An 11,722-nucleotide genomic window follows, 5' to 3' on the forward strand; every position below is an offset into this window, starting at 1 on the left:
CATCAGCCGAAGGTGAAGGCATAGGCCCGCACGCCCGGATCGAGGAATTCGATTCCGAATGTGCGGTCGGTGATGCCGCCGGCCTGCCGCACCAGCTGATACAGCTTTGCATCCGTCACGGTTCCATACCCATCGGCATCGGTATCGGTGCCGTGGCTGGTGCCGGGCGCTGCGCCGTCGATGGTCACGCGGAAGCGCACCGGCTTGCCGTCCCGTGTTGGGCCGAGAACCAGATGCAGGTCGCGGGCGTGGAAACGATAGGCGATGCGGCCCGACGTATCGTCGAGCTGTGCATATTCGCGGCCGATGGTCCATGTGCCGCCCAGCGTCCAGCGGTTCAGTGGTAGCATGTCGATGCCGCGATAGAGGCTCGGCACGTCTTCGCGTGCGCCGCCGGGCGAGGTGAAGCCGGTGGCCTGCGCATAGCCGAGATAGGTCTCCGACGAACGAGGTTGCTCCTCGTCCGCAGCGACCTGCGTGCCTTCAGCCTGGACCGTCGCAGCCTGAACAGTCGGCTTGTGGCCGGCTTCTGCGAGCAGTTGCTGGATCACCTGTTCGGACGTCGCGTAATTGCCTTCGCCGATCGCCTGATGACGGATGCGACCATCGGCGCCGACGAAATAGAGGGCGGGCCATGCGTTGTTGCTGAAGGCGCGCCAGACTCGGAAGTCGTTGTCGATCGCGACGGGATAGCCGACGCCGAGCTTCGTTGTTGCAGTGCTGACATTGCCGACGTTCTTCTCGAAGGCAAATTCCGGCGTGTGTACGCCGATCACGACGAGGCCCTGATCGCGATACTTGTTGGCCCAGGCACGGACATGCGGCAGCACGCGTAGGCAGTTGATGCAGGAATAGGTCCAGAAATTCACCAGCACGACCTTGCCCTGCAGGTCTTCAGCCTTCAGCGGTGACGTGTTGAGCCATTGCCTGCTGCCCACGATCGACGCAAGCGGACCCGCCAGCGTCGTTCGAGCCGTGGCATTGCCCATGGACGTTCCGGCCTGCGCGGATGGTGCGAGCTGCAGCGTGTCGATCAGCTTGCTTTCAAACGCTGTCGTTGACGGCAGTGATAGTTGCGTCAGCAGACGCGTATCCAACCCGGCCCAGATCGCGATGGCGCCGAACACCACTGCGCCACCCAGCGCGCGACGCACGCCGCCGCTCCATGGCATCAGCTCGCGCGCCTTGGCGAGTAAACGCCCGCCCAGCAGCATGCCGGCGGCGAGCGACGTTGCCGCACCAAGGCCATAGGCGAGCAGCAGCAACACGGTGTCGATTCCCGGCCCATGCAGTGCCGCACCGGTGAGGATCAGGCCCAGCACCGGACCTGCGCAGGGCGCCCAAACCAGACCGGTGGCGATGCCGAGCAACAGTGACGACAGCGGCGTGCGATGTGCATTAGCATCCTTCGCGCCGGCCCAGTTCGTCAGCTTTACGCCGAATAGCACCAGCGGCGCCATCAGACGCGTGGCGAGAGTCGGCAACAGCAGTGCTAGGCCGAACAGCGTCATCACGATGAGGGCGATGCTACGGCCGTAACGATTGGCCTCGATCGCCCAATTACCGGCGACCGAGGCCAGACTTGCAGCCACCGCGAAAGTCAGTGTAAGGCCGATCAGCAAGGGCAATCCGCTGCGGCGAAACGGTTCGTCCGCGCGGGCAAGAATGATCGGCAGGATCGGGAAGATGCAGGGCGATGCGATGGTGAGCAGGCCGGCCGCATAAGCGAGGATGAAGAGCGTCACGGTGATCTCCAGAAAACGCATGAGTGAAACCGGCGACCGTTCGGGGGAGCGCCGCGATCCGCGGACCGGTTGACGGTCCGCGGAAGAAGGTGAGGGTCAGATCAGGTTGATCGCGACATTGATGTTGCCGCGCGTTGCCTTCGAGTAAGGGCAGATCTGATGCGCGGCATCGACCACCTGGCGAGCGACGTCCGGTGCCAGGCCGGGCAGGCTGACATTGAGGCGGGCCTGCAGGAAGAAATCACCGCCGGTGGTGCCGAGATCGACTTCGGTGTCGACGGCGACGTCGGGCGGCAGCTTGATCTTCAGGTTGCTGGCGGCGCGCCCCATGGCGCCGATGAAACAGGCCGACCAGCCGGCCGCGAACATCTGCTCGGGATTGGTGCCGGCGCCAGCCGAGCCGGGAGGCGACAGCTTGACGTCGAGCCGGCGGTCGGAGCTGCGTGACGCGCCGTCGCGGCCACCGGTGGTGTGGGTCTGGGCGGTGTAGAGAACCTTTTCGATGGTGGTCGAGGTCATGATCGTCTCTCCTTTTATATCGCATACGATGTAATCGAGTGCGATATAAATGGCGGCATGGGTGCTTTTGTCAACTCTTCCGATTTAATCGCATCCGATATATATGGGTCCGAGAGGTCACGTTCTCGTGTCCCTGACGGAGTGCAAACATGCCATCCACCAAGCCCAAATCGATTGAACAAACCTCCGCCGCGCAGGCCGGCCCGAAACTGTCTGATTTCCTCTGTTTTTCGATCTATTCAGCCAATCTGGCCTATGGCCGGGCCTACAAGCCGATCCTCGAAAAGCTCGGTCTGACTTACACCCAGTACATCGCCATCGTCGCGCTGTGGGAGCAGGACGGGCAGACCGTGGGCAGCCTCGGCGAAAAGCTGTTTCTGGAGTCCAACACGCTGACGCCGATCCTGAAGAAGCTTGAAGCGATGGGCTATCTGCGCCGGCAGCGCGATCCCGGGGACGAGCGGCAGGTGGTGATCAGCCTGACCGACGAAGGTCGGCGGCTGCGCGAGAAGGGGCTGACCATGAATCTCGTCAAGGCATCCGGCCTTGAGCCCGACGAATTCAAGAAGATGCAGCAGGGCGTTGCTACGCTGCGCGATAACCTGATCAAGGCTGCGCGCGAAAGCTGATCCGCACATCGGCCATGCAGTGGCCGGCATGCCGATGCATGCTGCGCCGTCCTCCTGTAACCTCGCGGCAGCAGATCAGTCCGAGAGGTTGGCGTGAGCGACATCGATACGATATTTACGCAGGCGAAATTCGCCGACGGCAGCCTCAACACGATTGCCGTCAGTAGCGGTCTGATCACCGCGATCACATCAGGCAGCGATCCAATACCAATAGCCCCAGAGACCGTCGATCTCGGCGGGACGCTCGTGATCCCTTCCTTCGTCGAAGGCCACGTCCATCTCGACACCAGTTTCTACGGCGATATCTGGCGGCCGCATGTGCCCTATTCGAACGGCTTCAACGTGCAAGAACGCGTCGCCATCCAGGCCGACAACATGGCCAAGGCCGCGCCGATGGCTGAGCGAGCGCGGAGCCAGCTTGAGCTTTGCCTCGGTCACGGTAGCACGCGCATGCGCAGCCATGTGATGGTCGACAGTTCGGTCGGCCTGACATCGCTGGAGACCATCCTCGCAGTGCGCGAGGCGCATCGCGATCTCATGGATATCCAGCTCGTCGCATTCCCGCAAAGCGGCATCCTGCGCAGCCCCGGCACGCCGGATCTGCTCGATGCTGCTTTCGATCTCGGCGCGAACGTGATCGGCGGCCTCGACCCCGGCGGATTCGATCGCGATGTCGAGAAGCACCTCGACGTGGTGTTCGGCATCGCCGAGCGACGTGGGGTCGATGTCGATGTCCATCTGCACGATCCCTCGATGCTCGGCATCTTCGAGATAGAGCAGATCTGCGCGCGCACGCGGGCATTGGGCATGCAGGGCCATGTCGCCATCAGCCACGCTTATTCGCTTGGCGATGTCGCTCCCGATGTCGTGCAGCGAACAGCGGAGTTGCTGGCAGCGAGCGACGTTGCCATCATGACCAATGCGCCCGGGGCACGGCCATTTCCACCTGTAAAACTGCTGCGTAAGGCGGGCGTCACCGTGTTCGGTGGCTGCGACAACATCCGCGACAGCTGGTGGCCTTATGGCGATGGCGACATGCTCGGCCGTGCGATGATGATCGGCTACCGCTCCGGCTTCAACACCGATGCCGATCTCATGCTTACCTTCGACATTGTTACCGTTGGTGGCGCCAAGGCGTTGCGGCTGGACGATCACGGCCTCCGCGTCGGCGCCAAGGCCGACTTCGTCGCCATCGATGCACCGCATGTGCCGCAGGCCGTGGTCGATCTGCCGAAGCGCCGCGCGGTCTACAAGAACGGCCGGCTGGTTGCGCGAGACGGCGAGATCGTCGCCCGAAAGGCTTGAATCATCGGCTGGACGCGTTACGACTGCGCCAAACAAAGCTGGCATGCCACGAATTCTGGAGACGACGAATGCTTGAAACACCGCGCGCGCGACGGGGTATGGTGACCTCGCCGCATCACCTGGCGTCGCAGGCCGGTCTCGACGTGCTCAAGGATGGCGGGACCGCTGTGGAAGCGGCGATTGCCACGGCAGCAGCGCTGGCGGTGGTCTATCCGCATATGACCGGCATCGGCGGCGATGGCTTCTGGTTGATCGCCGAGCCCGGCAAGGCGCCGATCACGGTGGATGCCTGCGGCCGCGCCGGCGCTGCTGTCGATCTCGCTTACTATGCGGCGAAGGGCGCTGCGACCATCCCGTTCCGCGGCCCGCTTGCGGCCAATACCGTCGCCGGCACGGTGTCCGGCTGGCAGAAGGCGCTGGATGTTTCGCAGCATTGGCAGAAGCCGATGGCGCGCGAGCGGCTGCTGGAAAGTGCGATCTATTATGCCGAAAATGGCATCGTTGTTACGCGCAGCCAATCCGAACTGACGTCTGAGAAATTCGCGGAGCTGAAGGACCAGCCGAATTTCGCCGGGACTTTCACGCCGAACGGGCAGGCGCCGGCCGAAGGCGATGTGATGAAGCTGCCGGCGCTCGGCGCGACGCTGAAGCGTCTGGTCGCCGAGGGCTTCGAGAATTTCTACAAGGGCAAACTTGCCGATGCGATCGCGGCTGATCTTGCCAAGGTGGGGTCGCCAGTCACCGCGGCCGATCTGCAGAACCATCAGGCGAGCGAGCGTCCGCCGCTGTCGACCACCGTGCGCGGCGCGCAGCTGTTCAACATGGCGCCGCCGACGCAGGGTCTGTCGTCGCTGATGATCCTCGCGATGTTCGATCGGCTCGGCGTCACCCAGGCCGAAGGTTTCGATCACATTCACGGTCTGATCGAGGCCACCAAGCAGGCCTTCATCGTCCGCGACGAGCATGTCGGCGATCCCGATCACATGACGGTGGATCCGGCGTCATTCCTCGACGATGCCAAGCTCGATGAACTGGCGCGCCATATCGATCGCAAGATTGCGCTGCCATGGCCGCATGTGCGCAAGCCCGGCGATACCATCTGGCTCGGCGTTATCGACGGACATGGCCGTTCGGTGTCCTTCATCCAGTCGGTCTATTTCGAGTTCGGATCCGGCGTCGTGCTGCCGGAAACCGGCATCTGCTGGCAGAATCGCGGCGCCTCGTTCCGGCTTGCCGAGAGTGGCTGGAATGCGCTGAAGCCGGGCCGCAAGCCGTTCCACACGCTCAATCCCGCGATGGCGATCTTCGATGACGGCCGTCGTATGGTCTACGGAAACATGGGCGGCGAGGGGCAGCCACAGACGCAGTCGGCGGTGTTCTCGCGCTACGGCATGTTCGGCATGCCGCTGCAGCAGGCGGTGACCGCGCCGCGCTGGCTGCTCGGCAAGACCTGGGGTGACGAGAGCGTCACGCTGAAGGTCGAGGATCGCTTCGATCCCGCATTGATCCAGCAGCTTCGGGATGCCGGTCACGTGGTCGAGGTGCTCGGCAGCTATACCGGCACCATGGGCCATGCCGGCGCCATCGTGCTGCACGCCAACGGCGTGCTCGAAGGCGCGACGGACCCGCGCTCGGATGGTGCTGTCGCCGCTTGGTGATCAGCTCGCCATCATCTTGCGTAGCTCGGTCTTGAGGATCTTGCCGTTGGCGTTGCGCGGCAGCGGCTCCTTCAGGAAGGTGATGGTGTCCGGCACCTTGTAATCGGACAGCCGCTCCGCACAGTATTTGCGGATGTCGGTCTCGTTGCCGCCATCGGGGCAGTAGGCGAAGGCGTGTACGCGTTCGCCGAGCACCGGATCGGGCTTGCCCACCACTGCGCTTTCGACGATGGCGGGATGATGTGACATCACGTTTTCGACCTCGGTGCAGTAGATCTTGAAGCCGGCGCGATTGATCATGTCCTTCTTGCGGTCGACCACATAGACATAGCCATCCGCATCCATGCGGCCGATATCGCCGGAGCGCCAGTAGCCGCCGACGAATCCGGTGCGAGTCGCATCTGGATTTTCCCAATAGCCGGGTACGACCATCGGACCGGCAATCAGCAATTCGCCGTCCTGACCGGCTGGCACTTCCCGGCCGTCATCATCGGCGACGACGATATGTGCGCCCGTCACGGGCCGTCCGACCGAGTTGATCTTGCTGACGGGCGAGCCGGGCGGAAACATCGTCGCGGGTGATGAAGTCTCAGTCGAACCATAGGCATTACAGAGATTGAGCTTCGGCAGCACTTCGGCGAGGCGCGTGATGGTCGCTTCGGGCATCGGCGCGCCGCCGAAGCCGGCGATGCGCCATGAAGACAGATCGTGACGATCGAAATCCGGCTGCAGCAGGCAGAGATTATACATTGCCGGCACCATCAGCGTGTAGGTCATGCGCTCTCGCGCGGCGACGGCGAGAAACTCCGGCGCCTTGAAGGCTGGCAGGATCACGGTGGTGCCGGCGACATTGATGGTCGCAAGGATCAATGCCACAAGCCCGGTGACATGCGATGCTGGCACCGCCAGCATCGTGACGTCACCGTCGTGCAGGCCATAGCCGTGCTGGAAGTTGAGCAGGGAGTGGATGATGCTCGCATGGGTGAGCATCGCGCCTTTCGGGTTGCCAGTGGTGCCTGACGTATAGAGCAGAAAAGCGGTGTCTTCCTGATGGAGTTCGGGAAGCGCAGCGGCAGGCGCATCTTTCGTCAGCTCCGCAAACGATGGCGCACGGCCGCCGCCGACCACCCACTGATTGCGCAAGTCCGGACGTGGTGCGGGCAGGTTGGCCTCGCAGTCGTCGTCATAGACGAGCGCTGAAGCCCTACACTGCTGCAAAACATAGTCGATCTCGGGTGCCCGCTGCCGCGTATTGAGCGGCACGACGATCATGCCGGCGCGGACGGCGCCGAGCGCGCAGAAGATGAATTCCAGGCAATTGCCGAGCAGCATCGCGATGCGCTCGCCTTTCCGGAAACCGGAGGCGATCAGATTGCAGGCGACATTCTCCGCGACGCGATCGAGCTCCGCATAGGTGACTCGTTTTTCGCCGAGCACCAACGCAACGCCATCAGGCTTCCGCGCGACTGCGGCGCGCAGCATGGCGTCGAGGGTCGGCGGACGATCGGAGAAACAGGTGACGACGCGTTCGCCGTAGAGAACTTCATGGCGGGTGGCCGGCGTTGAGGTGTCCGGCGCGATCTGTCCTTGCATGTCCATCCCAGACGTTTTTTTGCGCGCCGCAATCGGCACGCTCCGCCATTTGGCTGGCGATGATGACGTCAGGTTAATCAGCCAAGCGGCGAATGCCAACCCGCTTCGCCGCATGGCTCGTAACGCGGGAGATGTGCGTCCGGCGCTAGCGCGCTTCCACAGTCACGTGCTGCAATTCATGCACGGCCGCGAGGCGCTGCCGCACCGTCTCCGTGCTCGCTCCGCCGGCAAAGCCGACGATCGCAGCATGCGCACCGGGGCCGACGCGCCAGACGTGGAGGTCGAAGATGCGGGCGTCGCCGGGGCGCTCGACCTCATCGCGAATTTCCTGTTCCAGATGCGGATCTGACGTGTCGAGCAACACGGCCGCCGTGTCGCGCAGCAGATTCCACGCCCAGGCGGCGATGAGTATGCCGCCGATGATGCCCATCACAGGATCGAGCCAGACCCAGCCAAGATAGCAGCCGGCTAGCAGCGCGGCGATGGCCAGCACCGAGGTCAACGCATCGGCCAGTACATGCATGAAGGCGGAGCGCATGTTGTTGTCGCGATGATGCGTGCCGTGGCGATGGTTGTGGTCATGGCCGTGATGATCATGATGATCGTGGCCGTGGTGATGACGCCCGCCGCTCAGCAGAAACGCGCTGGCGATATTCACGATCAAGCCGATGACGGCGATCGCCGTGGCTTCGCCGAAGGCGACTGTGAACGGATTGAATAGCCGCTGCACGGATTCGACGGCGATGCCGATGGCGATGATCGCCAGCACCAACGCGGAGGCAAAGCCGGCGAGATCGCCGACCTTGCCCGTGCCGAAAGTAAAGCGGCGGTTATGTGCGTTGCGGCGTGCATAGGCATAGGCGCCCGCAGCAATGGCGAGCGCCACGGCATGTGTCGCCATGTGGAAGCCGTCAGCCAACAGCGCCATCGAGTTGAAGACTGTGCCGGCAACGATCTCGCCGACCATCATCAGCGCCGTAAGGACGACCACCCACAGCGTACGTCGGGTGTTCTCGTCATGATTGTCGCCCAGAAACATGTGCTCGTGGGACAGGTGGTCGATGTCGGCGTGGGTGCGCATGCTGCCGGTCCTTATTTCGCGTAGCGCCGGATGGCGGCGATGAGTTCTTCGGCGCCGGCCGCCCGGTCGTCGGCGCTGAGACCGGGATGGGCGACATGCTCGCGGACATGGTCCTCGATCAGTTCATCCATCAGCCCGCTCACGGAGCCGCGCACGCCTGCGACCTGATGCAGGATCGTGGCGCAGTCGGCGTCCTTCGTAATGGCCTTCTCAATGGCGGCCATCTGGCCGGCGAGGCGGCGAACACGGGCAAGCAGTTTGGTCTTGTTAGCGGTGAGATGTGACATAGGATAGGCCCCTACCCTATATTTCGTCCAAGCGAAAGTCCCGCCCGGCAAAAAGCCGGGCAGGGGAGGAGTTTGCGGGAGGAGACGGAGAGGGATCGATCAGGCGGCCGCGGCCATCACGCGAGGATGGGCGACGTGTTCCTTGAGCACCAGGCCGGAGGCATCGACCTCGGCAAGCGAGACGTCGTAGCTCCAGAGATCGGCGAGATGCTGCAGCACCCGTTTCGCATCGGGCTCATTAAGCAGGGCGCCATTGAGCACCGAATGCTTCAGCATCAACCGGCGATCACCGGCGAGATCGACGTCCACCACTTCGATATTCGCATCGATCAGGCCGACATCGTACTGACGGGCCAGCACACGTCGGACGCGACGATAGCCGCGCTCGTCATGGATGGCGTCGACGCGGATGCCTTCCGACACGGCCGGATCGTCATGTAGGTGGAACATCCGCATGTGGCGCATCAGTCGGGGGCTAAGGAACTGGCTGACGAAGCTCTCGTCGCGGTAGTTCGCCCAGATATCGCGCAGGACGGCCATCGCATCGCCTTTGCCCGCGATATCGGGAAACCACGCGCGGTCCTCGTCGGTCGGATCCGTGACGATTTTTTCGATGTCCTGCATCATTGCGAAGCCGAGCGCATAGGGGTTGAAGCCCGAGAAGCGCCGGTCGTCGTAATTCGGCTGGAACACGACATTGGTGTGCGACTGCAGGAATTCCAGGAAGTTGCCGTCCGAGATCTGTCCGGTCTGATGCAGCCGGCTCATGATGCGATAGTGCACGAAAGTGGCCGTGCCTTCGTTCATCACCTTGGTCTGACCTTGCGGGTAGAAGTATTGCGAGATGTGCCGAACGATGCGGATGAGTTCGCGCTGCCAGATTTTCAGGCGCGGTGCGGATTTCTCCAGAAAGTACAGCAGGTTTTCCTGCGGGAGGCCGAGCAGAGCGCGTCGTCGCTCCGCGCTGAGCAGTGAAGCACTCTTCGTCCGCCCCGTCGGCACCGTGCGCCATAGATCGTTGAACGAAGTTTCTTCGTGATTGCGGCGTTCTTTGGCGCGTTTTTCCTCGGCCCGCAAATCCAGCGATTTCTTACCGGGATAGCGATCGACGCCGTGTGACATCAGCGCGTGCGCGGCGTCGAGTGTCTGCTCCACCGCTGCGCGGCCGTGCTTTTCCTCGCACTGCGCTACATAGCCCTTGGCAAAATCGAGATAGTCGAGAATGCCGTCGGCGTCGGTCCACTGCTTGAACAAATAATTGTTCTTGAAGAAGTGATTGTGGCCGAAAGCGGCGTGGGCAATCACCAGCGTCTGCATCGTCGCCGTGTTTTCCTCCATCAGGTAGGAAATGCATGGCGACGAGTTGATGACGATTTCATAGGCCAGGCCCATCAGGCCCTTGCGATAGGACGCTTCCTGATGGGCGAATTGTTTGCCGAACGACCAGTGCTTGTAATACAGCGGCATGCCTACGGACGAGTAGGCGTCCAGCATCTGTTCGGCGGTGATGACTTCGATCTGGTTCGGGTAGACGTTGAGGCCGAGCTCCTTTTCGGCGATCTCCTCGCAGGCATCGTGGATGCGTTGCAATGTGACAAAGTCCCAGTCGGCACCTTCATAGAGACGGTCTGTCATGGAGCCACCCTCTCCTTGGCTTGGCGACGCTGAAACAGGTCGTGGAACACCGGGAAAATCTCGCTGCGGTCGTTGACCTTGCGCATCGACAGCGGCGCGCCTTCCGCGCGCAGCCGCTGATACAGCGTCCACAGTGAGGATTCCGACATTTCGAACGGATGGCTGCCGGATTCGCCTACTTCCAGATAGGCGAAGAACTGCGTCACCGGCAGGATCATGTCCTTGAGCAGGCGACCGGAGAGATCGCCGTCGGCATAGGAGTTGTCGCCGTCCGAGGCCTGTGCGGCATAGATATTCCAGTCGGCGGGGCGATAGCGTGACTGGACGATCTCATGCATGGCCTGCAGTGCGCTGGACACCAGCGTGCCGCCCGACGCGGGGCCATGGAAGAAGGTCTGCTCGTCGACTTCCTCGGCGCGGTCGGTGTGACGGATGAAGACGATCTCGACCTTGCGATAGCGACGCGTGAGGAAGACGTAGAGCAGCATATAGAACCGCTTGGCGAGATCCTTCATGTGCTCGGACATCGAACCGGAGACGTCCATCAGGCAGAACATGACGGCCTGTGCCACGGGCTTCGGCATGGTTTCGAAGCGGCGATAGCGGATGTCGATGGGATCGATGAACGGAATCCGCTGCATCTTGGATTTCAGCCGCGTGATCTCTGCCAGCAATTCGGGGCGGCGCTCGTCACTGCAATGCTCCAGTTCAGCTTCCAGCTGTGCAATGGCCTCGGGTCGGGGTCGCTGCAGTGCAACCCGTCGTGCCATGGCCAAGCGCACGGTGCGGCTGACCGAGATATTCGCGGGCGAGCCGGACGTCGTATATCCGGCGCGGCGCAGGCCCTCGTTTTCGACTTCGGCCAGCTTGCGCTTGGAAAGATCCGGCAGTTCCAGATCGTCGAGGAAAATGTCGACGAACTCCTCCCGGCTGAGCACAAACCGGAATGCATCCTCGCCGTCGCCTTCGCCGGCATCGTTCGATCTGCCGCTCTTCGATTGCGGCCGCTGAAGGTAATCACCTTCCACAAATTTCACGTTGCCGGGCAACACCCGGTCGCGAATTCCGCCTTCGCGATAGAAGCGGGGCTCGTTCATCCCGTCGAGCGGGATGGATACTTCGCCGCCTTCCAGGACGTCTTTGATGTCGCGGTCCTGGGAGGCTTTCTTGACGGCTCCCTGAACCAGAGCTTTCGCGCGTCGCAAGAACCGCTGGCGGTTCTCAAGACTCTTACTGCTCGGGTTCAGGCGTCTATCGACGATATGCATGG

General features: G+C 62.5%; 10 protein-coding genes. 3 read left to right on the forward strand and 7 right to left on the reverse strand.

The annotated features are described in order from the left end of the window. Positions 1–2 precede the first annotated feature (2 nt). Positions 3–1,745 (reverse strand): cytochrome c biogenesis protein DipZ, encoded by a 1,743-nt coding sequence (locus tag AB8A38_RS22210; RefSeq protein ID WP_439087418.1) that lies wholly within the window; start codon positions 1,743–1,745, stop codon positions 3–5. Between the two features lie 96 nt (positions 1,746–1,841). Further along, positions 1,842–2,264, reverse strand: a complete 423-nt coding sequence (locus AB8A38_RS22215; protein WP_439087419.1) for an organic hydroperoxide resistance protein — start codon at positions 2,262–2,264, stop codon at positions 1,842–1,844. 149 nt (positions 2,265–2,413) lie between these two features. On the opposite strand from AB8A38_RS22215, the gene AB8A38_RS22220 reads away from it, so the two are divergent. From AB8A38_RS22220 to AB8A38_RS22230, 3 genes are all read left to right on the forward strand, one after another. Further along, positions 2,414–2,893 (forward strand): MarR family winged helix-turn-helix transcriptional regulator, encoded by a 480-nt coding sequence (locus tag AB8A38_RS22220; protein ID WP_439087420.1) that lies wholly within the window; start codon positions 2,414–2,416, stop codon positions 2,891–2,893. 93 nt (positions 2,894–2,986) lie between these two features. Continuing rightward, positions 2,987–4,198: an amidohydrolase family protein gene (locus tag AB8A38_RS22225; RefSeq protein WP_439087421.1), complete on the forward strand. Its 1,212-nt coding sequence runs from the start codon at positions 2,987–2,989 to the stop codon at positions 4,196–4,198. Between the two features lie 68 nt (positions 4,199–4,266). After that, positions 4,267–5,856: a gamma-glutamyltransferase family protein gene (locus AB8A38_RS22230; RefSeq protein ID WP_439087422.1), complete on the forward strand. Its 1,590-nt coding sequence runs from the start codon at positions 4,267–4,269 to the stop codon at positions 5,854–5,856. Here AB8A38_RS22230 and AB8A38_RS22235 read toward each other — a convergent pair whose 3' ends face one another. From AB8A38_RS22235 to AB8A38_RS22255, 5 genes are all read right to left on the reverse strand, one after another. Continuing rightward, positions 5,857–7,449, reverse strand: coding sequence for a class I adenylate-forming enzyme family protein (locus AB8A38_RS22235; RefSeq protein ID WP_439087423.1), 1,593 nt, complete (start codon positions 7,447–7,449; stop codon positions 5,857–5,859). 145 nt (positions 7,450–7,594) lie between these two features. Continuing rightward, positions 7,595–8,530 (reverse strand): CDF family Co(II)/Ni(II) efflux transporter DmeF, encoded by a 936-nt coding sequence (dmeF, locus tag AB8A38_RS22240; RefSeq protein WP_439087424.1) that lies wholly within the window; start codon positions 8,528–8,530, stop codon positions 7,595–7,597. Positions 8,531–8,541: 11 nt separating this feature from the next. Continuing rightward, the gene (locus AB8A38_RS22245; RefSeq protein WP_315844078.1) at positions 8,542–8,817 is read right to left on the reverse strand and encodes a metal/formaldehyde-sensitive transcriptional repressor; all 276 of its coding nucleotides are present in this window, start codon (positions 8,815–8,817) and stop codon (positions 8,542–8,544) included. Positions 8,818–8,916: 99 nt separating this feature from the next. Then, a complete protein-coding gene (locus tag AB8A38_RS22250) occupies positions 8,917–10,452 on the reverse strand; it encodes a SpoVR family protein (protein WP_315844077.1) in 1,536 nt (511 codons plus the stop codon). Continuing rightward, entirely contained in the window at positions 10,449–11,720 is a 1,272-nt protein-coding gene (locus tag AB8A38_RS22255; RefSeq protein ID WP_439088585.1) for a YeaH/YhbH family protein, read from the reverse strand. The genes AB8A38_RS22250 and AB8A38_RS22255 overlap by 4 nt, the downstream gene beginning before the upstream one ends. Positions 11,721–11,722 lie beyond the last annotated feature (2 nt).

Origin of the sequence: Tardiphaga sp. 839_C3_N1_4 (assembly GCF_051811045.1) — a bacterium.
Lineage (GTDB): Bacteria > Pseudomonadota > Alphaproteobacteria > Rhizobiales > Xanthobacteraceae > Tardiphaga.